We start from the raw sequence: 22,546 nt of genomic DNA, 5'->3' as shown, positions 1-22,546 counted from the left end.
CGCCGCGCCAGATGCCCGGCACAGGAAAGGGATCGAACCAATGAACACGCACAATCCCAGCGACTTTCGCTATCGCGTCCGCCGTTCCGACGAAAATTCCGTCCATTTCGACCGGGTCCAATCGGCCGTGAGAACGCTGTCCAGCAACACGCTGTTCCAGGGCGAGCACGAGATCGGCATCGAGCATCATGGTGCGCTGTACCGGCTGAAGATCACCCGGCAGGGCAAGCTCATCCTCAACAAGTAGGTGGCAGAAATGGACCAGCGCGTAAAACCCGCCCCGCACGAGATCCGGCGGGCACGGGCAGACAATCCGAAAATGCGCGAGCGCGACCTCGCCGCCCAGCTCGGTATTTCGGAGGCCGAACTGGTCGCCGCGCATTGCGGCGACGGCGTCGTGCGCGTCGAGCCGCGTGTCAACGACCTTTTGACTGGCCTCGAAGCTGTCGGTGAGGTGATGGCGCTGACCCGCAACGAAAGCGCGGTGCACGAGAAGATCGGCGTCTACGACAAGGTTGTCACCGGTAATCACAATGCCATGGTGCTCGGCGAAAATATCGACCTGCGTATTTTCCCAAAAGTTTGGGCGCACGGCTTTGCCGTGGAAAAGCGCGATGGCGCCGACATCCGCCGCAGCCTGCAGTTCTTCGACACCGCAGGCGAGGCGGTACACAAGGTGCATCTCAGGCCAGCCTCCAACCTCTACGCCTATCAGAAACTGGTGGCCGGGCTGGAATCGCCGAACCAGAAGCCGACGGTGGCGATTTCAGCGGGCACGGCTGACGAGACCGAGACTGCGGACAATTCGGCGAGCATCGACGATCTGCGCGACCGCTGGAGCGGCTGACCGACGTGCACCAGTTCTTCGGCATGCTGAAGACACTGAAGATCAGCCGCCGACAGGCGGTGCGCATGGTCGGCTAGGATTACGCCTGGCTGGTCGACAAGCATGCGGTGAACGCCATGTTCAACCACGCCGCTGCCGGCGCCATGCCGATCATGTGCTTTGTCGGCAATCGCGGCTGCATCCAGATCCATTCCGGCCCGGTCGCCTCGATCAAGCCGATGGGACCATGGCTCAACGTGCTCGACCAGAACTTCCATCTGCACCTGCGGACCGACCACATCGATGAGGTCTGGGCCGTGCGCAAGCCGACCAAGGACGGCCATGTCACGTCGCTCGAAATCTATGGCGCCGACGGCAAGATGATCATCCAGTTCTTCGGTAAGCGGCATGAAGGCGAAAGCGAGCGCGAAGACTGGCGCTTTCTGGCCGAAAACCTGCCGCGTATCCCAAGCCCGACCGCAGCCTGAGGAAAACGACGATGGTTCTTTTCTCCAGGCTGGCATCGGTCTCCAGGTCGGCGCCTGGTCCTGCGGCGGCTGTTTTCCTGGCGTTCGCCGCGCTGATGCCGGCTCAAGCCGCCGAGGGCATCGCGACTTTCGCCGATCGCTCGAGGATCGTGGCTATCGGTGGCTCGATCACCGAGATCGTCTACGCGCTCGGCGAACAGGATCGCCTTGTCGCACGTGATTCGACCAGCCGCTATCCGCAAGCGGCGGTGGAATTGCCGGATGTCGGCTACATGCGCCAGCTGTCGCCGGAGGGTGTGCTGTCGGTCAATCCGTCGGGCATACTGGCGCTGCACGGCAGCGGACCGAAGGAAGCCGTCGACGTCTTGAAGAAATCGAGCATCCCGTTCATCGAGGTGTCCGAGCGCTATGACAATCAAGGCATTCTCGAAAAGATCCACATCGTCGGCAAGGCGCTCGGCGTCGGCGCCAAGGCCGATGCCTTGGCAGCCGAGATAGACGCCAAGCTGAAGGCAGCTGAAAAGCAGACCGCCTCGATCAAGGAGCGCAGGCGCATCCTGTTCGTGCTGTCGATGCAGAGCGGCAAGCTGCTTGCCGCCGGCAGCGACACCGCCGCCGACGGCATCATCAAGCTTTCGGGCGGCATCAACGCCATCGACGGCTTTGCCGGCTACAAGCAATTGTCGGACGAGGCAGTCATCACCGCCAGGCCCGACGTGATCCTGATGATGAACAACGCCGGGCCGGCCACCGCGGATGACGAATTGTTTTCGAACCCTGCCGTGGCTTCGACGCCGGCGGGTGCAGCCCGCACGCTGATCCGCATGGACGGCGGCTACCTGCTCGGCTTCGGCCCGCGCACGGCCGACGCCATCCACGATCTCGCCGTCTCGCTCTATGGCGGCCAGGTCACGGATTGAGCGCGATGGCGGATCATTCGATCGCCGGTGCGGCGGGCATCATGGCGACGGCAGCCGAGGGTGATCGTTCGCGGCGCGCCCGCCTCGTCATCGTGCTGCTCTGCGTCGGGTTGACTATCGCCGTGATGTTGTCGCTGACCTCCGGCGCATCCGATGCCTCGGCCATCGGCGTCATGCATGACTGGCTGTTCGGCGCGTTGCCCGGCGACGCGGCATTGAGCGCCCGCGACCGCCTGATCATCCATGACATCCGTCTGCCGCGCATCATTATGGGCGTGCTGATCGGCGCATCGCTTGCAGTCTCTGGTGCCGTCATGCAGGGGTTGTTCCGCAATCCGCTGGCCGACCCCGGCCTGATCGGCGTTTCGGCCGGATCGAGCCTCGGTGCGGTCGCCGTCATCGTGCTTGGCTCGACCATGCTGGCGCCGCTGACTTCGGCGCTCGGCACGATGGCTTTGCCGCTGGCTGCGTTCTGCGGCGGGCTGGCTACGACATTGCTGCTCTATCGGGTCGCGACGCGGCAAGGCCAGACCTCGGTCGCCACCATGCTGCTCGCCGGCATCGCGCTGGCGGCGCTTGCCATGGCGCTGACCGGCATCCTGATCTTCATGGCCGACGACCGGCAATTGCGCGACCTGACCTTTTGGCAGCTCGGCTCGCTGGGCGGCGCAACCTGGCAGAAGATCGGCTCGGTCGGGCCGGTCATCGTGCTGGCGCTGGCGGCAATGCCGTTCCTGGCGCGTGGCCTCAACGCGCTGGCGCTCGGCGAGGCCACGGCCGGCCATCTCGGCATTCCGGTGCAGCGGCTGAAATACACCGCGATTGTCGGCGTCTCGGCAGCGGTCGGCGCGTCGGTCGCCGTCAGCGGCGGCATCGGTTTCGTCGGCATCGTCGTGCCGCATCTGCTGCGTCTGCTGATCGGCCCCGATAACCGTTACCTGCTGCCGGCATCGGCGCTGCTTGGTGCGGCGCTGCTGCTGTTGGCCGACGCCGTCGCCCGCACCATCGTCGCGCCGGCCGAATTGCCGATCGGCATCGTCACCGCGGTCGCCGGTGCGCCGTTCTTCCTGTGGATCCTGCTGCGCAAGCGCGGCGTCATCGACTTGTGAGAGTTTGCCTATGATCAAAGCGCGCGATGTCTCGGTGGCGATTGGCGGCAAGCGCATCGTCGCGAACGTCGATTTCGAGGCGCGGCCGGGCGAAGTCGCGGCCATTGTCGGCCCCAACGGTTCGGGCAAGACGACCTTCCTCAGAGCACTGTCCGGCGATCTTGGCTATTCGGGAGAGGCCACCGTCAACGGCCGCAATCTATCGGCGATGACGCCGGTCGAGGCGGCGACGGTGCGCGCGGTGCTGCCGCAGGCGACGACGCTGTCCTTTCCGTTCACCGTGCGCGAGATCGTCAGGCTGGGCCTGGTCGGCGGGCGCTCCGGCGCGCTGTCCGGCGAGGACCAGCGCCTGCCCGAACGGGCGCTGGCTCGCGTCGACCTCGACGGTTTCGCCGGCCGCTTCTACCAGGAGCTGTCCGGCGGCGAACAGCAGCGCGTGCAGCTTGCCCGCGTACTCTGCCAGGTCTGGGCGCCGGTGCTCGACGGCAAGCCGCGCTATCTGTTCCTCGACGAGCCGGTGTCCAGCCTCGATATCAAGCACCAGCTGATCATCATGGACATCGCCCGCGATTTCGCCAGACGCGGCGGCGGCGTGGTCGCCATCCTGCACGACCTCAATTTGACGGCGATGTATGCCGACCGGATTTTCGTCATGCATCGCGGCAGGCTTGCCGCTACAGGTTCGCCGCAACAGGTGCTCAGCGACGAGCTGATCGAAAAGGTCTTCGATTGCCGGCTGAAGGTCGGCGTGTTGCCGGCCAAAAACATGCCGTTCATATTGCCGCAGTCGGTCTGTTGATATCCAGGTGATGCCGGCCTGCAAATGGCGGTTTCCTGCGCTTCCGGCCTTCGCCGGCCGAAGCATTCATGAGAGGTGCGGCAGTTAAGGCTATGGCCGGCGCAGGCCGGTACTCACGTACCCAAACGTACGCTCGGTTCCGGTTCTCGGAACCCACCATTTTGGTCGCTTCGCGCCCGTCTTCGACTCCGGCTCGGCCTGACCTGAATCTCAACAGACCTCACCAATTGAGATGCGACCAAAAATCAGGCGGCCGGCGCCCTTTGCACCAGCATGTCGATGCCGAGCAGGTGCCGCACATTCGGGCGCGCCGCCACCAGATCGGCGATCGTGTAGCGCGACAGCACGGCGAAGAAGGCGTTGAGCGCTTCGCGCAATGCCGAATTCAGCGCGCAGCTGTCGACCAGCGGACATTCGGCGGCGTCGTTCTCGAAGCACTCGGCCATGGCAAAGCTTTCCTCCGTCACCCGCACGACATCGAACAGGCTGATTGATTCGGCCGCGCGGCCGAGCCTGACGCCGCCATTCCTGCCGCGCACCGTTTCGATCAGGCCGTTTTCGACCAGCGGCTGCAGGATCTTGAACAGGAAAAGTTCCGATACCGAATAGGCGGCGGCGATCTCGGGGATGCGGCTCAACCGCTCGGTGTTGGCGGCGCAATACATCAGAATGCGCATGGCGTAGTTGGTCTGACGGGTAAGCCGCATTGTGTCCTCACATAACAGTGGTTGGCGTCAATATGGCCTATAGTTTGGAACAATTCCAGACTGGCGCTGCATAATAGATGAATTCCGGCGTCAAGTTTGCGTGCACGATTGCGCGCACCGGAACCAGCGGCGCGCTTTCTAGGGCAGGCGGCACTAGATAAGTTCGCATACACGATCAGGAGCGGCCCATCATGTCACGACCAGCCCCGGCATTTGCATCCGTCGCGTCCGTCCGGTTCGACGCCGATGCCGACGCCAAGCTTTCGGCGCTCAGGCGCACCAAGTTCGTCGCCGCCGCAGCACTCGCGTTTTGCGTGCTGATCTTCGCGGTGGCGAAATCGCTCGAGAGCCGGCATGCATGGCTGGGCTTCGTCGCCGCTTTCGCCGAGGCGGCGACGATCGGCGGGCTGGCCGACTGGTATGCGATGGTGGCGCTGTTTCGGCGGCCACTTGGCCTGCCGATCCCGCATACGGCCATCATCCCGGAAAACCAGAATCGCATCGCCGACAATCTCGGCCGCTTCATCGAGGTGAATTTCCTGGCGCCGGAACCGGTGCGCGAAAAGCTCGCCGAGGTCGACTTTTCGGCGCTGGTCGCGGACTGGCTGGCCGACCCGAACCGCGCCGCCGATTTATCGCGCTTCGTCGGCCGGCTGGTGCCGCAGACGCTGGCGGCGGTCGAGCAATCCGGACTGCGCGGCTTCGTCACCAGCCGTGTGCTGGAGCAGATCGAAAAGGTGCCGCTGGCGCCGCTCGCCGCCGAGCTGCTGTCGGCGCTGACTGACGATCGCCGCCACCAGAAACTGTTCGACGAGTTCACCAAGGTGGTCGGCCGCTTCCTGAGCGACGAGCAGGCGCTGGCGACGATACGCGAGAAGATCCGCGAGGAACTGCCGTCGCTGTTCAACCTGTTTCGCGCCGACGCCTATCTGTTGAAGAAGATCGTTGCGTCGGCCGGCTCGCTGCTCGATGAGGTGCGGGCCGATCCGCACCACCCGATGCGAGCCGAATTCGACCTTTTCGTCGAAACCTTCGTCGAGCGGCTGAGGACATCCAAACAATATGCCAGGCGCGCCGAAAAGCTGAAGCGCGATTTCCTTGCCCGGCCGGAGCTCAGCGCGCTGGCCGGCGATATGTGGGACAGCCTGCGGCTGTTCATCGAACAGGACGCCAAGGCGCCGAATTCGATGATCCGCGACCATCTCGCCACCATGTTCGTCGAGGTCGGCCGCCATCTTGCCGACGACGCGCAGATCAGGGCCGACATGAACCAGGGGTTCATCGTGGCGCTGGCCTCCTTCGTCGAAAGCCAGAAGAGCGGCGTGTCGAAGTTCATCGCCGACCAGGTCAAGCGCTGGGACCTCGCGCAACTGACAAGGCTTATCGAAATGAACATCGGCAAGGACCTGCAATATATCCGCTTCAACGGCATGATCATCGGTGGCCTTGCCGGCCTCGTGCTCTACACTGCCGAACGGCTGTTTCTTGTCGGCTGACTAGTCCGAATGGACCGCTGAGCTTCGCTGCACTATCTTCCGTGCAGTGGCGGCGTTCGCGGCAACAGGGAGAGAACCAGCATGGCAAAACGACCGGAGTCCGAGTCCTTCATCGACATGTTCGGCAAATTCGGCCGCGACCTGAAGCTGCCGAATGTCGATGTCGAGGCGATCCTCGCCCACCACGCCAGGAACCTGGAAGCGCTGGAGAAGTCGGCACGGGCGAGCGCCGCCGGAGCGTCGGCGCTGTTGTCAAGGCAACGCGAGATGCTGCAGGACACGCTGCGCGAAATCACCCACATGGCACAAAGCTACAGAGCACCCGGCAATCCGCAGGAAATGATGCAGAAGCAGGCGGCGTTCGCCAGGAAATCCTTCGAGACCGCGCTGAAGAATGCCGGCGAGATGGCCGAACTGGCAAGGGCGTCCGGCACCGAATCAATTGAAATCCTGCGCAGCCGCATCAAGGAGGCGATGGAGGAGATCCGCGCCGGCGACGACAAGAGGTAAGCTGTTCCCCGGCAGCACGCTTGCCGGCAGCGAAGACCGGCGTTCGCGGCCGAAGATTATGGGCTGGAATCGCACTGGCGAATTGACAGGGGCGGCCCGTCGTGGTCCGGAACAGGCAAGCGATCGGGAAAGCAGGAATGACGCAGATACGGCCGAGGACGCCGCCGACCTTCGAGCAACTCAGGGCGATGGCCGGGCAGGAGTTGGGCGTTTCGGACTGGACGCTGGTCGATCAGCACCGCATCGACCAGTTTGCCGAATGCACGGGCGATCATCAATGGATCCATGTCGATCCCGAGCGGGCGAAGCGGCAAAGCCCGTTCCGCACCACGATCGCGCATGGCTATCTGACTCTGTCGATCATCGGCGCGCTGGCGCTCGAGATGGGGATCGTACCTGAAAACACGCAGGCCGCGTTCAACTACGGTTTCGACAAAGTGCGCTTCGTGGCGCCGGTCAGGGTCGGCTCGCGAATCAGGCTGCGCACCACGCTGTTGTCGATGGAAGACAAAGGTCCGGGGCAATATCTGATGAAGGCCGCCAATACGGTCGAGATCGAAGGCGAGCAGAGGCCGGCGCTGACCGCCGAGACGCTCGTCATGCTTTATGCACGCCGCAAGCGGGCAGGGGCCTGAGAGTTCAGCCTCAGTTTTGCGGCAGCGCAATCAACGCGACATCGCCTGTTCAAGCGCCCTGAAAACCCGGTCGTCTCCCGATTGGGCGACGTTGAAGCGCATGTAACGGCTGGCCGAACGAGACAGGCTGAACGCATTGCCGGGCGCAAGCACGACATTGGCCGACAGAGCATGGCGGGCGACGTCCGCGGCATCTATCCCCTCCGGCAGCCTGCACCATAGAAACATGCCGGCGGGCTGATCTATCCATGGCACGATGCCGATCGCCCTGAGGCGGGTGCCGGTTTCTTCCATGGCGCGCGAGAGCCGCGCGCGCAGCAGATCGACGTGCTTGCGATAGAGGCCGTCCTTCAGCAGCGTCAGTACCAGTTCGGATGCAAGCCGACCGCTGCCAAACGACGTGGCGATCTTGAGATCGGTCAATCCTTCCATCCAGTCGCGAGGAGCGGCGATGAAGCCGCAGCGCACCGATGCCGACAGCGTCTTGGAAAAGCTTCCGATATGAATGACCCGGCTGAGGCCGTCGAAGGCAGCCAGCCTGGGCGCCGGTGTGTGTTCGAAATCGGCGAAGATATCGTCCTCGATGATCGTCAGCCCCGACTGGTCGGCGAGCTTCAGCAGCCGATGGGCAACGACCGGGGACAATATCGCGCCGGTCGGATTGTGGAGCGCCGAATTGGTGATGTAGAGGCGCGGCCGGTGCTCGTTCAGCGCTTGCGCGAACCGTTCGATGTCCGGACCCGAGCGCGTGTAGGGGACGCTGATCACCTTGGCCCGATGGGCGCGCAACAGGGCATGGAAGTTGAAGTAGCAGGGATCGTCGACCAACACCGTGTCACCCGGTTCGAGCAGGAACCGGCACAGCAGGTCGATCGCCTGAGTGCCCGATTCCGCCAGCATGATCTGGTCCGGGGAGGCTTCGATACCGTGCTCGGCCATGCGCCGCGCCAGCAGATGGCGTAGCGCCGGCAAGCCGAGCGGCGTGCCGTAATCGGTCAGCGCTGCGTCGTCCGCGCGGGCCATCGTCCGCAGCGCGCGACGCAATCCGGCCTCGGGCATCCATGACGCCGGCAACCAGCCGCAACCCGGTTTCAGGACGCCGTCGCCGGCTTCCAGCGATTGGCGCGAGACCCAGAGCGGGTCGACAGCACGGTCAAGCCTGGGGCCGATCTCGGCCAGCGACAACGGAGCCAGCGGTCCGGCGGCATAGAAGCCCGAGCCCGGCCGCGAGCGGATCATGCCTTCCGCCGCAAGACGCTCATAGGCTTCGACCACGGTGGATTTGGAAACCTGCATGGCCTTGGCGAACGCCCGGATCGAAGGCAGCCGCATTCCCGGTGTGAGGCTGCGCGCGGCGATCCTGTGCCTGATCGTCGCCATGACGCTTTCGACAAGCGTCCGGCTGCCCTCATCTGTTGTCGTCTGCTCATCCATCCGTACTGCTCGCCCTACCATGACGGTTTTGTCAAACTGTACCTGATTGTCTCTGGCGGAGCCAGACGCCCGGCCCGATAGAGGGCGAAATCAGCGGGGCATCGATGGACAAGGTGGCGAGTAGTTGGGCGGCGAGTGGTTGGGCGGCGAGGGGTTGGGCGGCGAGTGGCTGGGTCAACGGGTTCATAGGCGTGCTGATCTTCAGCGGTTCGCTTCCGGCGACGCGCGTGGCGGTGATGGATTTCGATCCGGTGTTCGTAACGGTCGCCCGTGCGGCTTCGGCGGGCATCCTCGGCCTGGCGCTGCTGCTCGTTTTTCGCCAGAAGCGTCCGGAGCGGCGAGATCTGTTCCCGCTGGCGATCGTGGCGCTTGGCGTCGTGGTCGGCTTTCCCCTGCTGACGGCGCTGGCGCTCAAGCACATCACGTCGGCTCACTCCATCATTTTCGTCGGCCTGTTGCCGTTGGCGACCGCGATCTTCGGCGTGGTTCGAGGCGGCGATCGCCCGAAGCCGGCGTTCTGGCTGTTCTCGTGCCTCGGTAGCGCCCTTGTCGCCGGTTTTGCAGTCACGCAAGGCCTGTCGGTCTCGCCGCTCGGCGATATCTTGATGCTGGCCGCCATCATCGTGTGTGGATTGGGCTATGCCGAAGGAGCGGCGCTGTCGCGCAAACTCGGCGGTTGGCAGGTGATTTCGTGGGCGCTGGTGCTGTCGCTGCCCCTCATGCTGGCGCTGACGTTCATCACTTTGCCGCCGTCGCTCGAAAGTGCCGGCAGGGGCGCCTGGATTGGTCTGGCCTATGTTTCGCTGTTCAGCATGCTGATTGGTTTCGTGTTCTGGTATCGCGGCCTGGCGCAAGGCGGCATCGCCGCCGTCGGGCAGTTGCAACTGCTGCAGCCCTTCTTCGGCCTTGGGCTGGCAGCAGCGCTGCTGCATGAGCAGGTCAGTCCCGCCATGATCGTCGTCACCGCCGCCGTCGTGCTTTGCGTCGTCGGTGCCAAGAGATATGCGAGATAGATGCGCCGGCTGCCGGAGTTGCATGCGAACCGGGTGGAATCCTCAAGGATGCTTGGCAACGATATCAGTTCGCCCGGCAGTGGCGCGGGCTGAAAATACCGCAAGGATCAGCGCCATCAGCACCAGGCCCGTCGCCACCTGGAAAGTGACCTGCATCCCTCGTGCCGCTGCCGCAGGTGCCAACACTGCCAAGCCAGTGCCTTCCCCAGCCGATGCGAAGGCGAACACCGCGCCCATCACCGACGCACCGGTGATCAGGCCGAGATTGCGCGACAGATTGAGCAGGCCGGAGACGACGCCACGCTGGTCGGATGCGACGCCCGTCATCACGGCCGAATTGTTGGAGGTCTGAAACAGGCTGTAGCCGGTGCAGACGATGATGATTGGCAAGACATAGCCGGCAATACCGAATTCCGCCCCCGACAGAGCAAAGGTGCCAATAGCGAGATCGAACAGGCCGACGATCATCATCCGGTTCGCCCCGAAACGATCGACCAGGCGTCCGGCCGGCAGCGCCGCCAATGCGGTAATCAGAGGGCCGGTCGACAGAACCAGCCCGACCATGGCCGCGTCTAGCCCAAGCGCGCGCGACAGATAGAATGGTGCGACCACCAGCGTCGCCATCATCACCGTGGCGACGATCAGGTTCATGGCGAGGCTTGCGTTCAACGCCTGGTCGCGGAACCTCGCAGGTTGAATCAAAGGGTTCTGGACCCTTGTCTGCGCAATGACAAACAGCAGGCCAGCCACGGTTGCGGCAATCAGCAAGCCGACATTGAGAGAACCAAAACTGCCACGCCCAAGGGTCATGGCGAGCGCATAGGCGGCTAGCGTCAGCGCGAGCAAAGCCGTGCCGATCCCGTCGAAACCGCGCCGACCTGGCGTCTTTTTTCCGGCCGGCAGGAAGCGCCAGGCAAGCGCAAAGGCCAGCATCCCCAATGGCAGATTGATGAGGAAGATCGCGCGCCAGCCGAGGCCGGCGATCAACTGTCCGCCAAGGGAGGGGCCAAGCGTGGTGCCGATCGCCGACATGGCGCCGAGCAGGCCCATGGCGCTGCCGGTTTTATCCCGGGGAACCGTGTCGGCGACAAAGGCCAGCGTCAGAGCCATCATAATGGCCGCGCCGAGCCCCTGTGCCGCCCGAGCGGCAATCAGCAGCCAGAGCGTCGGCGCGAGCCCGCAAAGCACCGATGCGAACGTGAACAGGGCAATGCCGCCGAGCAACAGCGGTCGGCGGCCGAATAAGTCGGCGAGCCGCCCGACGCTGACGATCAAGGTAGTAATGGCGAGCAGATAGGCCAGGACGACCCATTGCACGAGCTGGAACGATGCGCCGAATGCCTGCATCAGCGATGGCAGCCCGACGCTGGCGATGCTGGTGGCGAGCGACGACAGCAGCGTTGAAAGCGACAGGCTTGCCAATGCCCATCGGGTCGAGCGTGCGCTCACCGGGGCAACTTCGTCCCAGGTCTTTTCAGCGGTCGATGCCAAGGTGAACTCCTTTGCCGGCAGCCCCCAATCGGAGCTGTCGGACGCTATTCCCTCGCATGATGTGGCGTAAGGCGCAGTATTTGCATCTTATTCGTGCATGAAACGCCACATCGCGGCCGAGCTGTGCTACGGTCCTTCCATGTCGTCACCCGATCTCAATCTGCTTGTCGCCCTCGATGTGCTGCTGAGCGAGGGCAGTGTGGCGCGCGCGGCCGGGCGGCTGCGCCTCAGTCCCTCGGCGATGAGCCGGACGTTGGCGCGGTTGCGCCAGGCGACAGGCGACCCATTGTTGGTCCGGGCCGGCCGTGGCCTGGTTGCGACGCCGCGCGCGCTCGAATTGCAGCAACAGGTAGGCCGCGTCGTTCAGGATGCGGAAGCGCTGCTGCGCCCGGCCAAGCTCCTCGACCTCCCTGCTCTCGACAAGGTCTTCACGCTGCGCGCCAACGAAAGTTTCGTCGAGGAGTTCGCACCGCGTCTTCTGACCCGTGTCGAAGCGGATGCACCTGGCGTGCGGCTGCGTTTTGCGCCGAAATCCGACAAGAACGACATGTCGTTGCGTGACGCGGCGGTTGACCTCGAAATCGGGGTTGCCAGTGAAACGAACCCTGAAATGCGCATTCAGGCGCTGTTTCGCGACCGCTTCATCGGTGCGGTGCGAACGGGTCACAGCCTGGGCGAGGGCCCAATGACGCCGGAACGCTATGCGGCCGGCCGCCACATCAGCGTTTCGCGGCGTGGCCGCGAAAAGGGCCCGATGGACGAGGCCTTGAAACTGCTCGGTCTCCAGCGGACGATCGTGTGCATGGTTTCCAGCTTCTCGGCCACGCTCGCCATGGCGCGCGCCTCCGATCTGATCGCCAGCGTCCCCGAACGGCACACGCTGGGCGCGCGCACGGGCATGTACAGCTTCCCGTTGCCGGTCGATATCGAGGAGGTTACCATTTCGATGCTGTGGCATCCGCGACTTGATGCCGATCCGGCACAACGCTGGCTGCGAGCCTGCGTGCGGGAGGTCTGCGCGTCGTTTCGCTGATCCAAACTCAGGGCGTGATCTAGAATCTGGTCACCACGCCGATGCCTATGCCTTCGAAGCCGCCCATCGCCATCAATGCGGCCGGCGCCTCTTCGAGGCTGATCTTCTTGCCGACCAGCAGTTCGGGTTTCAGCTTGCCGGTACGGATCATCTCCATCATCGCCTGGTAGCGAAACGCCTGCATGCCGTGGCTGCCGCGGATTTCGAGCTCGAATGCGATCACCTTGTCCATCGGTATCTGCGGCCTGGCATGGTCGCCGAGCATCAGGCCGACCTGCACGTGGCGGCCGCGACGGCGCAGGTTCGCGATCGAGTTGAAAGAGGTTGTGGGGTGGCCGAGCGCGTCCATCGACATATGCGCGCCGCCATTGGTGATCTGCTTGACCGCCTTGACCACGTTCGGCGTCTTTGCCGCGTTGATCGTCGCCACCGCGCCGATCTTTTTGGCAAAGTCCAGCTTCTCGTCCGTGAGGTCGATGGCGACGACATTGGCGCCCATGGCGCTGGCGATCATGATCGCCGACAGGCCGACGCCGCCGCAGCCATGCACGGCAACCCATTCGCCGGGCGTCACCCGGCCCTGATCGACGATGGCGCGGAACGAGGTGACGAAGCGGCAGCCGAGGCTAGCGGCGGTGGCGAATTCCATCTCGTCGGGGAAGCGTACGAGATTGGTGTCGGCATGGTCGATGGCGACATATTCGGCGAACGAACCCCAGGCGCTGAAGCCGGGCTGGAACTGATGTTCGCAGACCTGGTGGTTGCCCGACGTGCATTCGAAGCAGCGGCCGCAGCCGACGGCAAACGGCACAGTGACGCGCTCGCCGCCCTTCCAGCGGGTCACCTGGTTGCCCACCGCGGCCACGACGCCGGCAAGCTCGTGGCCAGGCACATGCGGCAGGCGGATACCGTCGTCGTGCCCCATCCAGCCATGCCAGTCGCTGCGGCAGAGGCCGGTGGCCTCAACCTTGATGACGACGCCTTCCGGCGCCGGCGTCGGATCCGGCACGGTCTGGATCGTCGGCGCCTCGCCGAATTTTTCGAAGACGACGGCTTTCATCGGCTGTTCCTCATGACTTCTGCGATTTGCGGTCTATTCGGCATCGATCTGGTTCTCAGGCGCGGCCTTCTGGAACGCCGGCAGCGCCGTGCAGGCGGCATTGATGCGCGAGATCGTCGGGTAGGGCGTCATGTCGACGCCGAAGCGGGCATTGCTGGTGACCTGTGCGACCAGGCAGATGTCGGCCAGCCCCGGCGTGTCGCCATGGCAGAATGTCTTGGTCTCGGGCGAGGAAGCCAGAATCTTTTCAAGCGGCTGGAAGCCTTCGTTGACCCAGTGCCGGAACCAGTTGACGACATCCTGGTCGCCGGCGCCGAACAGTGTGCGCAGCGAGGTCAGCACGCGCAGATTGTTCACCGGATGGATGTCGCAGGCGATCATCTGCGCCAGCATCCTGACGCGGGCGCGGCCAGGCGCATCCGTGGGCAGCAGCGGTGGCTCAGGCGTGGTCTCGTCGAGATATTCGATGATCGCCAGCGATTGCGTCAGTAGCCTGCCGTCGTCTAGGACCAGTGCCGGCACCAGCCCTTGCGGATTGACCGCGAGGTAGGCGGGTTCGAGATGCTCGCCGTGGCGCAAATGATGCGGCACGTAGTCGTAGGACAGGCCCTTCATCTCCAGCGCGATCCGCACCCGGTAAGAGGTCGAGGAGCGGTAGTAGTTATGGAGGACGATGTCGCTCATCGGATCGGTTGGCCGATGGTCAGTTCGATTTCGCCGATGCCGTCGACGCCACCGGTGATCTTTTCGCCCGGCCCGACGGCGCCGACGCCAGCCGGTGTTCCGGTGAAGATCAGGTCGCCGGGCTTAAGCTCTAGCGCCTCGCTGCAAATCGAGACGATGTCGGGAACCGGCCAGATCAGTTCGGCGAGGTCGCCGTCCTGCCTGATCTCGCCGTCGACCGCGAGCCAGATGCGGCCCTTGTCGGGATGACCGGATTTTTGCGCCGGAACCAGCGGGCCGCAGGGCGCTGAACGGTCGAAGGCTTTCGACCAGTCCCACGGCCTTGCCGCCTTTTTTGCCTCGTCCTGAAGGTCGCGGCGAGTCAGGTCGACGCCGACGCCGTAGCCCCAGACATGGTCCAGCGCGCGCTCGCGCCGGATGCGGAAGCCGGCTCCGCCGATCGCGACGACCAGCTCGATTTCGTGATGCAGGTTTTGGGTCAGCGGCGGGTAGGGGATAATCGTGCCCGAACCGACCGCCGCATCGACCACTGCGTCGCCTGGCTTGGTGAAGAAGAAGGGTGGGTCGCGCTCGTCATTGCCGAGCTCGCGGGCATGAGCGGCGTAGTTGCGGCCGACGCAGAAGATCCGGCGCACCGCAAAACGCTCCGGCGAGCCGGCCACGGCCACCGACGAGGTTGCGGGCAGGGGAAGGACGAAGCCGGTCATGCACTGTCTCTGTTCAGTGGATCTGTCCGCGGCACATTCGGCCGATTTGGGCAAACGGGCAAGGCATTGGATGGCGGAAGAGCAGGCCTGCCGCACGGTGCCGCGGAAATCGCCGGTACATTTTGCTCTGCCGGCCAAGATGGAGATGTACCATTTGCCGTTAGGCTGGCCATGGCGCGCAGCGCCTGCCGCCAACGCCTGAGACTGTCGACCGTTGGTTTCGAGTAACGGACGTGAGAGCCCCTTTTCGGTCCGTCCTGTACTTCGGGCGTGTCGTTATCTCGCACTTGCACAAAGCTCTGGTGCGCTGCAATATAGCTGGAGGAATGCGGCCTTCCGCCCGCCTTTCGCAGGTTCAATGAAGGGACCGGCATGACGGACATCTCCGCGACGCGTCTTGTCGTGTCCAGGCCTGTGGCCGATAGCTCGGCAAGAACCAGGCTTGCCTATCTCGACGGCTGGCGCGGCCTGTCGATCGCGCTGGTGCTGATCGGCCATTTCTTCCCCGTTCCCGGCATCAATCTCGGCGTCCTGGGCGTCGAATTCTTCTTCGTGCTCAGCGGCCGGCTGATGGCCGAGATCCTGTTTGTCGAATACTATCCGCTGAAGAAATTCTTCAAGCGCCGGTTCTCCCGCATCTACCCGGCACTGCTGATTTTTGTCGTCGCCGCGATGGTTGCCTTGTCCGGCACATTCATCGCCTTCAAGTGGAAGGCGGCGCTGACGGCGCTGACGTTCACCTACAACTATGCCGGAATTCTCGTCACCCGCGCCGGCGCGCTCGACCATATCTGGTCGCTCTGCGTCGAAGAGCACGCCTATATCATCCTGGCGCTGATCAGCGTCGTCGTCTCGGGGCGATTCCGGGTCATCATGTTGCTCGGCGTATTGTCGGTGCTGGCCATGGCAAACGGCGCCATCTCCTACTGGGTGCTCGCAATAGCCTACGAGGGCACCTATTGGCGCACCGACGTGCACATCGCCTCGATCCTGCTGTCGGCGGTGATATGCCTGCTCAAGGCCGACGACAGGCTGCCGGCGCTGTTCAAGGGGCCACATGTCGCCCTGGCGGCCTCAGTAGTGGCTGTGCTCCTTTTCATGGCTGCCGTGCCAACCCCCATCCACTATCTGGTCGCGGTGCCGCTGCTGGCACTCGCCGTCAATTCGCTCGACTTCGGCAGCCGGTATCTGACCGGGTTTCTATCGTCCCTGCCGATGACGATGCTGGGGCTGTGGTCGTATTCGCTCTATCTTTGGCAGCAGCCCTTTTATCAATTCGTCGACATAAAAGGCAGTTCGCCGTGGTTGATGCTTGCGGCGGCGTTCGCTTGCGCGCTGTGCAACTACTACATCATCGAAAAGCCGGCCCGCTCCTGGCTGAACCGCAATTGGTAGGGCGTACGGCGCCCGCCGTTCAGCCGGCGATCCGTCTTGCATAATACCGCACGGGTTTCCTGCCGCCGTGGATTACCGCGTCGCCCACTTCCGCAAAGCCGAGTGCGGCATGGAAGGCGTCCGAAGCCGGATTGGGTGGCTCGGCATTGACTTCGCAGGTGACGATCGCCTGGCCCGCGCGTGACGCCTGCTCGAACAGATCCTCATACAGCCGGCGGGCATGGCCGCGCCCGCGCGCTGCGGCGGCGACCACGACGCGATCGACATAGACGAACCGCGGGTAACGCTGGCGAAACCACAGGAAGTTCGGGCTGTCGTAGCTGGCGTCCTGGTCGAAGGTCATGATGAAGGCTTCGAGCGTACCGATGCGGCGCGTGTAAAACGCTTCGGCGAGCAGGAAGGACAGGCGCTCGGGTTCGAGCCACGACAATTCGGCGGCATGCTCGTTGTTGAGCGCGAGGATTGCGGACTCATCACGCGGCGAAACCCGTTCGATCGGCAAACGCACTTCGATCATGTTGTTCGATCTTCCAGGATCACAGCCGGGCGGCTGCGATGGTCGCCGCCACCAGCGCCTCGTCGGTCACGGTGTTGCGGTATTCGCGGTCGAGGTCGGTGCCGCCCATGCCGACCCTTGGGTTGCGGTAACGCATAGCGCTCTGCACGTCCTTGAGCGCGGCGAAGTGCATTTCGCTCAACCCGGTTTTCCCCCGCACCTTGCCGATGTTCTCGGGATCAAGCCCGCCGCAGCCGAGGATGATGATGCGGTCGCCGGCCTGCCTGACAAGATCGGCGAGCAGGTCCGCGCCCTCGAGCGCCGTGTCGCGCTGGCCGCTGGTCAGCACGCGGCCGACCTTGCAGCGGATCAGCGTCTCCAGCGCCTCTGTCGGGTTGCGGGTCATGTCGAAGGCGCGGTGGCAGGTGACGTTCAAGTTTCCCGCCGCCTTAACCAATTCGCTCATGCGCTGTTCGTCGATGGTGCCGTCGGCAGTGAGGCAACCGACGACGACACCGGCGACGCCGAGCTCGGCAAGCGCGCCGACATCGGCGAGCATCGAACGATATTCGGCTTCGCCATAGAGAAAATCGCCGCCGCGCGGCCGCACGATGACGTGGAAGGGGATCGTCGCCAGCTCGAGCGCCGTGCGCACCGTGCCGAAGCTCGGTGTGATGCCGCCCTCGATCAGGCTGGCACAGAGCTCAACACGGTCGGCGCCGGCGGCTTGCGCGGCCAGCAGGCCGTCTATGCCTTCGACGCAGATCTCGATCAGCGGCAGGCGAGGGCGTTCGGTCTCGATCATAGGCGATCCGTCGATGATTTCAGCTGCCCAGCGGTAGCATCGGGCATGGTGCGATGAAAGCCGGAACTGTTGGCTCAACACGCGACAGGGCGGCCGGCGGTGCTCCAATTTTGCCGCTTGACACATCCATAACCGTTCAGCTATATGTCGATTCATAGCCAGCGAGTTATTGATTGATTAACAGCACAGCCGACCGAAAGCTAAATGTGCGGCCGGCAGAAACACGCCTAAGGAGACCACCATGCAAGCACGGTTGAGAAACCCGGTGATGCTCATTCCCGGCGCCTTGCAGGCACTGCTCGCGCTGGACAAGTCGACGGAGACGGCCGACCTGTCCTATGTGACGCGCAAGCTCGTCCATTTACGCGCCAGCCAGATCAACGGATGCAGCCTCTGCGTCGATATGCATGCGCGCGAATTGAAGAAGGCCGGCGAGAAGGACGAGCGCATCTTTGCCGTGTCCGCATGGCGGGAGACACCCTACTTCACCGACGCCGAACGCGCCGCGCTGGCACTGACCGAGGCGGCAACCCGGTTGGCCGATCGGCCGGATCCGGTGCCGGATGCAGTCTGGGACAAGGCCGCCCGGCACTATGACGAAAAGGCGCTTGCCGCCCTGGTCGTCCAGATTGCCCTGATCAACGCATTCAACCGGCTCAACGCAACCACCAGGCAGATGGTCGGCGCCTGGGGCTGAACGGGGCCGGGTTCTCGAAAAGCCACTTCAGATCCGCAGCTTGTACGAATTCGCGCGGACGAAGTCGATGAAGGCCCGCAGCTTCGGCGGTACCAGGCGGCGGCTCGGATAATAGAGGTGGAGCGGCTCGTAAGCGGGACAGAAAGGCTCCAGCACCTTGACCAGCGCGCCTGAGGCGAGAAGCGGCGCGGCGAGGCCCTCGACGGCGAAGGCGAGGCCCAGCCCTTGCGCGGCGGCGGTAATGCACAGCGGAAGTGTGTTCACGACCAGACATGCGTCCGGCGTGAATGCGACTTCGCGTCCATCCACGGTGAACTCCCAGGGCGAAATCGCGCGCGTGCGGGTGAGGGCGAATGCGATGCAGCGATGGGCGGCGAGGTCGGCCGGCCGCTTCGGTGTGCCTTTGCGCGCCAGATAATCGGGGCTGCCCACCACGACCATCTGCAGGGGCCCGCCCAGGCGCGCGCCGATCATATCTCTCTCGAGAAGCTCGCCGATGCGCAGGCCGGCATCGAAGCCCTCGGCGGCGATGTCGACGAAGCTGTCGTCGAAAATCAGACTAAGCCGCACTTCGGGATAAGCATCCATGAACGGCCGCATCAGTGGCTCTATCAGCAGCGGCGCGGCGATCCAGGGCAGGCTGAGGCGCAGCGTGCCGGCGGGACGATCGCGAGCTTCGCGCAGTGCCGCGCCAGCCGCCCAGATATCTTCGGCTGCCGGGCGCACGTGGTCGAGGTATTCAGCGCCAGCTTCGGTCAAGCCAACGCTGCGGGTCGTCCGGTTGAGCAGCCGCACCCCCAGGCGCTCCTCGAGCCCCTTGATCGCCTCGCTTAACGAGGCCGGAGCGACGCCGAGCTCGGCGGCGGCGCGGGTGAAGCTTTTGGCCTCGGCGACTTTGACGAAGGCGACGATGCCGCTGAACTGGTCGAGGCGCATTGTAAGGATTTTCCAAATAGCCCTGTCGAATTCTACCGGTTTTTCCGGCGAACGAAAGGCGTCATGTTGGGTCTGACGAACGGGCCTCGGTGTTGGGAACGGCTCGAACAGGCAAGGAGACAGGACCGATGACCAGGCTTGCTTTACTCGCCGCCGGCACTCTTCTGGCGGTGTCTGCCGCCCCGGCGCACAGCGGGCCACTGGAAGACCGCAATATCCAGCTCATCAAAGGCTATTACGCAGCTTACGCGACCGGTAATCCCGAGGCCGTGCGGCCCTTCCTCGCGCCCAACATCGTGTGGCGCATTCCCGGCCATCATCCGCTCGCCGGCGACAAGCGCGGGCCGGACGAGGTGGTCGCCTTCTTCCGCGGCCTGGCCGACGGCAAGTTCAAGGCCGAGCCGATCTTCTTCCAGGCGCAGGGCGACCTCGTTGTCGACGTCCATCGCGGCTGGTCGAATGTCGGCTCAGGTCCCGAGATCGACCAGTTCTACGCGCTGATGTTCCGCATCAAGGACGGCAAGATCGCCGAGGCACAGAATTTTTTGACCGACATGTACCAGTCGGACGCTTTCTACTGGGCGCATTACCCGCTGAAGCCGCTGCCCGGCCGACTGGCCGGCCAGCGCTGAGACGGCGGTCTTTCTCGCAACGCGCCGCGCTTCTCGCTCCAAGCCAAAGGAGACTTGCGATGCTTAAAACCCTGACCCTTGCCGTAGCAACCACCGCCGCGCTCGCCGCCTCCAATGCCGTCGCCGCACCGCGCGTCGAGCGCGTCACATTCTCTTCGCATGGTGAGCAGCTTGTCGGCGAGCTCTATCTGCCGGAGGATCTGGACGAGGCAAAACCTCGGCCGGCGCTGGTCGTGACCGGCGCCTGGATGACGGTGAAGGAACAGATGCCGGCCCGCTACGCCCGCGAGATGGCCGATCGTGGCTTCGTCGCCTTGACCTTCGATTTTCGTGGGTGGGGCGAAAGCGGCGGCCTACGCCGCCAGTACGAGGATCCTAGGGCCAAGATCGCCGACATCGAAGCGGCGGTCGCCTATCTCTCGCGCCGGCCCGAAGCCGATCAGGACCGCATCGGCGGGCTCGGCATTTGCGCCAGCTCCGGCTATATGGTCACCGCCGCCGCCGAAAACGCCGCGATCAAATCGGTCGCCCTCGTTGCGCCCTGGTTGCAGGATGCCGAAGTGGTCGAGCAGGCCTATGGCGGCCGGCATGGCGTCGTCAGGCTTGAGGCCGTGGGCGATGCGGCCGAGGCTGAGTATCGCCGCACCGGCAAGCAAGCGTTCTTGCCGGCCGCGAGCCTGACCGACGAGCGCGCGGTCATGTTCAAGGTGCCCTATTACACCGAGCCCGATCGCGGCATGATCCCGGCCTGGCGCAACGAGGCCGATCCGGCGTTCTGGCGCGGCTGGCTGACGTTCGACGCCATCCAGGCTGCTCCGCGCCTGCACCAGCCTTTTTTGATGGTGCACAGCGAGGCGGCTGCCATTCCGCAGGGGGCGCACAAATTCTACACGCGGCTGACCAGTTCCAAGCGGGAGCTGTGGCTCGACAACGTCACCCAGTTCGATTTCTACGATCGTGCCGCGCCGGTGAAGGCCGCAAGCGATACCGTCGCCGCGCACTTCCGCGCGACGCTGGGCAGTGCGGGGGAGGCGGGACAATGAGCCTCGTCACGCGCCGGCATGTCCTGGCCTCGGCGGTTTCCGCTGCGATGATTTCCGCCGTCTCGGCGCCCGCCTCGAGCGCTCCGGGAGATGCGCTGACGGTCAAAGACAGGATCGCAATCGCCGAGGCGATTGCCGGGATCGGCCTCTATGCCGATCTGCGTGAATGGAACCGGGTCAGATCCTATCTCGCGGCCCGTGTCACGACCGACTACACCAGCCTCTTCGGCGGCGAGGTCACGACTAGCGGCCGCGACGCGTTGATCGCGCAGTGGCAAGGGCTGCTGCCGGGCTTCGACGCCACCCAGCACCTCATAACCAACATCACCGTCGAGGGCGCGGGCAATGACGCGGTCGCACGCAGCCATGTCCGCGCAACCCACTGGATCGGCGGGCGGTTCTGGACGGTCGGTGGCAGCTACCTCCACCGGCTGGTGCGGACGCCGGAAGGTTGGCGCGTCAAGGCAATCTCCATCCGCCGCTTGTACGAAGAGGGGGATCGCGCCGTTCTGGCCGCTGCGGCCGACCGGGTAAAGGCGAAGGCCAAATGAGTGTTCGGGTTTGCGCAGGCCCAATCGCGCGGCGAGGTTGCTCGGAGCATCGGCAACGTGAATATTGATCGAAATGTCGGGGCAGGCTTGGCGCATGCGGCATTAGTGCCGCCAACCGCGGAGACAGGACATGACCCTTTCATTGCAGGAGGTTTCCGATAGGCTTGAGATCGAACAGCTGCTTGTTCGCTATTGCTATGCGGTGGACGATCGCGACTGGGAAGCCTATCGCAAAATATTCACACCCGATGCCTTGCTTGACGACACTGTAACAGGTGGAATCAGGAGCGGTGTGGATGAGCATGTTGCTTACATGAAAGGCGCCCTTTCCAAGATATTGATCTCGCAGCACGCCATTTCGACAATCCTTCTGGATCTCCGAGGGGACGAGGCCAGCGCGCGCGTGCATTGTTCATGCCCGATGGTGGTAGACCTCGGCGAAGGCAAAAGGCAGGTCTTCTTCCAGGGGCTTTGGTATCGAGACCGCGTCGTACGCACGTCCGAGGGCTGGCGCATAAGTGAACTGGTCGAGGAAGGCTATTGGAATCACAATTTGCCGGAGGGGTTCGCGTTCTGACGTCTGTTACGCGCTGTGCTGGATCCGCCCCGGACGCCGTTCTCAGACCTGGCAGCTACTGGCGCAACACGGTGTTCTTGGTGCCTTCTTCGACCTGGTCGATGACCAGCAGCTTGACCGGGTCGGCGCCGACATTGGTCGCCTGATGCCATTGCCCGATCATCTCGATGATGAAATCACCTGTTTGATAGGTGTTGCTCTTGCCGGTCTCGACATTGGTGACCTGAAGCGTGCCGGCCTCGACATAGGCATAGCGCGGAAACGGATGCTTGTGGACCGGCAAGGTCGCGCCCGGCGCGATCTGATAGGCCGAGACCAGGACCTGGACGTTGTTCTGCGGCAGCGTGATCGGCTGGCCGGACGCGGTCTCGGTGCGAGAGGCAAGCGGGGTCACGACAACCGGCGTCCCGCCGGCATCCAGCGCCTGGGCGTTGTTTGCAAACAGTGCAGCCGCGAGCAGCAGCGTCGGCGCCAAGATTTTTCGCATGATTCCCCCAGGCTG

The 22,546-nt window shown here is 64.0% G+C and carries 25 protein-coding genes and 1 pseudogene; 16 read left to right on the top strand and 10 right to left on the bottom strand.

The window, feature by feature from the left end:
* Nucleotides 1-40: 40 nt before the first annotated feature.
* From hemP to NKI39_RS05680, 5 genes and pseudogenes are all read left to right on the top strand, one after another.
* The gene (hemP, locus tag NKI39_RS05700) at nucleotides 41-247 is read left to right on the top strand and encodes a hemin uptake protein HemP (protein ID WP_352830999.1); all 207 of its coding nucleotides are present in this window, start codon (nucleotides 41-43) and stop codon (nucleotides 245-247) included.
* Between the two features lie 9 nt (nucleotides 248-256).
* Nucleotides 257-1,314 (top strand): annotated as a pseudogene (locus NKI39_RS05695) (hemin-degrading factor).
* A gap of 11 nt (nucleotides 1,315-1,325) precedes the next feature.
* Nucleotides 1,326-2,234 (top strand): heme/hemin ABC transporter substrate-binding protein, encoded by a 909-nt coding sequence (locus NKI39_RS05690; protein ID WP_352830998.1) that lies wholly within the window; start codon nucleotides 1,326-1,328, stop codon nucleotides 2,232-2,234.
* Nucleotides 2,235-2,239: 5 nt separating this feature from the next.
* Nucleotides 2,240-3,343, top strand: a complete 1,104-nt coding sequence (locus tag NKI39_RS05685) for a FecCD family ABC transporter permease (RefSeq protein ID WP_352830996.1) — start codon at nucleotides 2,240-2,242, stop codon at nucleotides 3,341-3,343.
* 10 nt (nucleotides 3,344-3,353) lie between these two features.
* A complete protein-coding gene (locus tag NKI39_RS05680; protein WP_352830995.1) occupies nucleotides 3,354-4,142 on the top strand; it encodes a heme ABC transporter ATP-binding protein in 789 nt (262 codons plus the stop codon).
* Between the two features lie 245 nt (nucleotides 4,143-4,387).
* Here the strand turns inward: NKI39_RS05680 and rirA are convergent, their stop codons facing one another.
* A complete protein-coding gene (rirA, locus tag NKI39_RS05675) occupies nucleotides 4,388-4,849 on the bottom strand; it encodes an iron-responsive transcriptional regulator RirA (protein ID WP_023676431.1) in 462 nt (153 codons plus the stop codon).
* Between the two features lie 191 nt (nucleotides 4,850-5,040).
* Here rirA and NKI39_RS05670 point away from each other — a divergent pair, with 191 nt between their 5' ends.
* From NKI39_RS05670 to NKI39_RS05660, 3 genes are all read left to right on the top strand, one after another.
* Entirely contained in the window at nucleotides 5,041-6,345 is a 1,305-nt protein-coding gene (locus NKI39_RS05670; protein ID WP_352830993.1) for a DUF445 domain-containing protein, read from the top strand.
* Nucleotides 6,346-6,426: 81 nt separating this feature from the next.
* A complete protein-coding gene (locus tag NKI39_RS05665) occupies nucleotides 6,427-6,855 on the top strand; it encodes a phasin family protein (protein ID WP_352830992.1) in 429 nt (142 codons plus the stop codon).
* 137 nt (nucleotides 6,856-6,992) lie between these two features.
* Complete coding sequence (locus tag NKI39_RS05660; RefSeq protein WP_023676428.1) at nucleotides 6,993-7,490, top strand: MaoC family dehydratase; 498 nt, start codon at nucleotides 6,993-6,995, stop codon at nucleotides 7,488-7,490.
* Nucleotides 7,491-7,520: 30 nt separating this feature from the next.
* On the opposite strand, the gene NKI39_RS05655 is transcribed toward NKI39_RS05660, so the two are convergent.
* A complete protein-coding gene (locus tag NKI39_RS05655; protein ID WP_352830990.1) occupies nucleotides 7,521-8,924 on the bottom strand; it encodes an aminotransferase-like domain-containing protein in 1,404 nt (467 codons plus the stop codon).
* Nucleotides 8,925-9,028: 104 nt separating this feature from the next.
* Here NKI39_RS05655 and NKI39_RS05650 point away from each other — a divergent pair, with 104 nt between their 5' ends.
* Complete coding sequence (locus NKI39_RS05650; RefSeq protein WP_352830989.1) at nucleotides 9,029-9,937, top strand: DMT family transporter; 909 nt, start codon at nucleotides 9,029-9,031, stop codon at nucleotides 9,935-9,937.
* A gap of 42 nt (nucleotides 9,938-9,979) precedes the next feature.
* Here the strand turns inward: NKI39_RS05650 and NKI39_RS05645 are convergent, their stop codons facing one another.
* Entirely contained in the window at nucleotides 9,980-11,428 is a 1,449-nt protein-coding gene (locus NKI39_RS05645) for an MFS transporter (protein WP_502898546.1), read from the bottom strand.
* Between the two features lie 139 nt (nucleotides 11,429-11,567).
* Here NKI39_RS05645 and NKI39_RS05640 point away from each other — a divergent pair, with 139 nt between their 5' ends.
* Nucleotides 11,568-12,461 carry a LysR family transcriptional regulator gene (locus NKI39_RS05640; RefSeq protein WP_352831274.1) on the top strand — a complete coding sequence of 298 codons (894 nt, stop codon included), beginning with the start codon at nucleotides 11,568-11,570 and terminating at the stop codon, nucleotides 12,459-12,461.
* 19 nt (nucleotides 12,462-12,480) lie between these two features.
* Here NKI39_RS05640 and NKI39_RS05635 read toward each other — a convergent pair whose 3' ends face one another.
* Genes NKI39_RS05635 through NKI39_RS05625 form a run of 3 tightly spaced genes read right to left on the bottom strand, consistent with a single transcriptional unit; the run spans nucleotide 12,481 to nucleotide 14,912 of the window.
* Nucleotides 12,481-13,521 (bottom strand): zinc-dependent alcohol dehydrogenase family protein, encoded by a 1,041-nt coding sequence (locus NKI39_RS05635; RefSeq protein WP_352830987.1) that lies wholly within the window; start codon nucleotides 13,519-13,521, stop codon nucleotides 12,481-12,483.
* Nucleotides 13,522-13,554: 33 nt separating this feature from the next.
* The gene (gene maiA, locus NKI39_RS05630) at nucleotides 13,555-14,205 is read right to left on the bottom strand and encodes a maleylacetoacetate isomerase (protein WP_352500892.1); all 651 of its coding nucleotides are present in this window, start codon (nucleotides 14,203-14,205) and stop codon (nucleotides 13,555-13,557) included.
* On the bottom strand, nucleotides 14,202-14,912 hold the full coding sequence (locus NKI39_RS05625) for a fumarylacetoacetate hydrolase family protein (protein ID WP_352614016.1): 711 nt from the start codon (nucleotides 14,910-14,912) through the stop codon (nucleotides 14,202-14,204). Before NKI39_RS05625 ends, maiA begins: the two co-directional genes overlap by 4 nt.
* 372 nt (nucleotides 14,913-15,284) lie before the next feature.
* Between NKI39_RS05625 and NKI39_RS05620 the strand changes: the two genes are divergently transcribed.
* Entirely contained in the window at nucleotides 15,285-16,307 is a 1,023-nt protein-coding gene (locus NKI39_RS05620) for an acyltransferase family protein (protein WP_352830985.1), read from the top strand.
* A gap of 19 nt (nucleotides 16,308-16,326) precedes the next feature.
* Here the strand turns inward: NKI39_RS05620 and NKI39_RS05615 are convergent, their stop codons facing one another.
* Both NKI39_RS05615 and NKI39_RS05610 read right to left on the bottom strand, forming a co-directional pair.
* Nucleotides 16,327-16,824, bottom strand: coding sequence for a GNAT family N-acetyltransferase (locus NKI39_RS05615; RefSeq protein ID WP_352830983.1), 498 nt, complete (start codon nucleotides 16,822-16,824; stop codon nucleotides 16,327-16,329).
* A 19-nt stretch (nucleotides 16,825-16,843) separates the two neighbouring features.
* Entirely contained in the window at nucleotides 16,844-17,608 is a 765-nt protein-coding gene (locus tag NKI39_RS05610) for a copper homeostasis protein CutC (RefSeq protein WP_352830982.1), read from the bottom strand.
* Nucleotides 17,609-17,849: 241 nt separating this feature from the next.
* On the opposite strand from NKI39_RS05610, the gene NKI39_RS05605 reads away from it, so the two are divergent.
* Nucleotides 17,850-18,305: a carboxymuconolactone decarboxylase family protein gene (locus tag NKI39_RS05605; protein ID WP_352830980.1), complete on the top strand. Its 456-nt coding sequence runs from the start codon at nucleotides 17,850-17,852 to the stop codon at nucleotides 18,303-18,305.
* Nucleotides 18,306-18,332: 27 nt separating this feature from the next.
* On the opposite strand, the gene NKI39_RS05600 is transcribed toward NKI39_RS05605, so the two are convergent.
* A complete protein-coding gene (locus tag NKI39_RS05600) occupies nucleotides 18,333-19,241 on the bottom strand; it encodes a LysR family transcriptional regulator (protein ID WP_352830978.1) in 909 nt (302 codons plus the stop codon).
* A 128-nt stretch (nucleotides 19,242-19,369) separates the two neighbouring features.
* Here NKI39_RS05600 and NKI39_RS05595 point away from each other — a divergent pair, with 128 nt between their 5' ends.
* From NKI39_RS05595 to NKI39_RS05580, 4 genes are all read left to right on the top strand, one after another.
* On the top strand, nucleotides 19,370-19,873 hold the full coding sequence (locus NKI39_RS05595; RefSeq protein WP_352490639.1) for a nuclear transport factor 2 family protein: 504 nt from the start codon (nucleotides 19,370-19,372) through the stop codon (nucleotides 19,871-19,873).
* 59 nt (nucleotides 19,874-19,932) lie between these two features.
* A complete protein-coding gene (locus NKI39_RS05590) occupies nucleotides 19,933-20,916 on the top strand; it encodes an alpha/beta hydrolase (RefSeq protein WP_352830976.1) in 984 nt (327 codons plus the stop codon).
* A complete protein-coding gene (locus NKI39_RS05585) occupies nucleotides 20,913-21,467 on the top strand; it encodes a nuclear transport factor 2 family protein (RefSeq protein WP_352685043.1) in 555 nt (184 codons plus the stop codon). Before NKI39_RS05590 ends, NKI39_RS05585 begins: the two co-directional genes overlap by 4 nt.
* A gap of 130 nt (nucleotides 21,468-21,597) precedes the next feature.
* Complete coding sequence (locus tag NKI39_RS05580) at nucleotides 21,598-22,044, top strand: nuclear transport factor 2 family protein (RefSeq protein ID WP_352539721.1); 447 nt, start codon at nucleotides 21,598-21,600, stop codon at nucleotides 22,042-22,044.
* A 55-nt stretch (nucleotides 22,045-22,099) separates the two neighbouring features.
* Here NKI39_RS05580 and NKI39_RS05575 read toward each other — a convergent pair whose 3' ends face one another.
* Complete coding sequence (locus NKI39_RS05575) at nucleotides 22,100-22,531, bottom strand: cupin domain-containing protein (RefSeq protein WP_352539722.1); 432 nt, start codon at nucleotides 22,529-22,531, stop codon at nucleotides 22,100-22,102.
* Nucleotides 22,532-22,546: the final 15 nt, after the last annotated feature.

The sequence above is a fragment of the Mesorhizobium sp. M0664 genome, assembly GCF_040320565.1.
Lineage (GTDB): Bacteria > Pseudomonadota > Alphaproteobacteria > Rhizobiales > Rhizobiaceae > Mesorhizobium.
The sequence above is the reverse complement of the archived record's forward strand: the minus strand, read 5'-3'. Positions and strand labels throughout refer to the sequence as shown.

Coding starts and splice junctions, on each gene's coding strand:
- hemP (WP_352830999.1), top strand. CDS start 41: ATGAACACGCACAATCCCAGCGACTTTCGCTATCGCGTCCGCCGTTCC.
- NKI39_RS05590 (WP_352830976.1), top strand. CDS start 19,933: ATGCTTAAAACCCTGACCCTTGCCGTAGCAACCACCGCCGCGCTCGCC.
- NKI39_RS05665 (WP_352830992.1), top strand. CDS start 6,427: ATGGCAAAACGACCGGAGTCCGAGTCCTTCATCGACATGTTCGGCAAA.
- NKI39_RS05585 (WP_352685043.1), top strand. CDS start 20,913: ATGAGCCTCGTCACGCGCCGGCATGTCCTGGCCTCGGCGGTTTCCGCT.
- NKI39_RS05670 (WP_352830993.1), top strand. CDS start 5,041: ATGTCACGACCAGCCCCGGCATTTGCATCCGTCGCGTCCGTCCGGTTC.
- NKI39_RS05650 (WP_352830989.1), top strand. CDS start 9,029: ATGGACAAGGTGGCGAGTAGTTGGGCGGCGAGTGGTTGGGCGGCGAGG.
- rirA (WP_023676431.1), bottom strand. CDS start 4,849: ATGCGGCTTACCCGTCAGACCAACTACGCCATGCGCATTCTGATGTAT.
- maiA (WP_352500892.1), bottom strand. CDS start 14,205: ATGAGCGACATCGTCCTCCATAACTACTACCGCTCCTCGACCTCTTAC.
- NKI39_RS05625 (WP_352614016.1), bottom strand. CDS start 14,912: ATGACCGGCTTCGTCCTTCCCCTGCCCGCAACCTCGTCGGTGGCCGTG.
- NKI39_RS05615 (WP_352830983.1), bottom strand. CDS start 16,824: ATGATCGAAGTGCGTTTGCCGATCGAACGGGTTTCGCCGCGTGATGAG.
- NKI39_RS05580 (WP_352539721.1), top strand. CDS start 21,598: ATGACCCTTTCATTGCAGGAGGTTTCCGATAGGCTTGAGATCGAACAG.
- NKI39_RS05600 (WP_352830978.1), bottom strand. CDS start 19,241: ATGCGCCTCGACCAGTTCAGCGGCATCGTCGCCTTCGTCAAAGTCGCC.
- NKI39_RS05680 (WP_352830995.1), top strand. CDS start 3,354: ATGATCAAAGCGCGCGATGTCTCGGTGGCGATTGGCGGCAAGCGCATC.
- NKI39_RS05605 (WP_352830980.1), top strand. CDS start 17,850: ATGCAAGCACGGTTGAGAAACCCGGTGATGCTCATTCCCGGCGCCTTG.
- NKI39_RS05655 (WP_352830990.1), bottom strand. CDS start 8,924: ATGGATGAGCAGACGACAACAGATGAGGGCAGCCGGACGCTTGTCGAA.
- NKI39_RS05610 (WP_352830982.1), bottom strand. CDS start 17,608: ATGATCGAGACCGAACGCCCTCGCCTGCCGCTGATCGAGATCTGCGTC.
- NKI39_RS05685 (WP_352830996.1), top strand. CDS start 2,240: ATGGCGGATCATTCGATCGCCGGTGCGGCGGGCATCATGGCGACGGCA.
- NKI39_RS05690 (WP_352830998.1), top strand. CDS start 1,326: ATGGTTCTTTTCTCCAGGCTGGCATCGGTCTCCAGGTCGGCGCCTGGT.
- NKI39_RS05575 (WP_352539722.1), bottom strand. CDS start 22,531: ATGCGAAAAATCTTGGCGCCGACGCTGCTGCTCGCGGCTGCACTGTTT.
- NKI39_RS05635 (WP_352830987.1), bottom strand. CDS start 13,521: ATGAAAGCCGTCGTCTTCGAAAAATTCGGCGAGGCGCCGACGATCCAG.
- NKI39_RS05620 (WP_352830985.1), top strand. CDS start 15,285: ATGACGGACATCTCCGCGACGCGTCTTGTCGTGTCCAGGCCTGTGGCC.
- NKI39_RS05660 (WP_023676428.1), top strand. CDS start 6,993: ATGACGCAGATACGGCCGAGGACGCCGCCGACCTTCGAGCAACTCAGG.
- NKI39_RS05640 (WP_352831274.1), top strand. CDS start 11,568: ATGTCGTCACCCGATCTCAATCTGCTTGTCGCCCTCGATGTGCTGCTG.
- NKI39_RS05595 (WP_352490639.1), top strand. CDS start 19,370: ATGACCAGGCTTGCTTTACTCGCCGCCGGCACTCTTCTGGCGGTGTCT.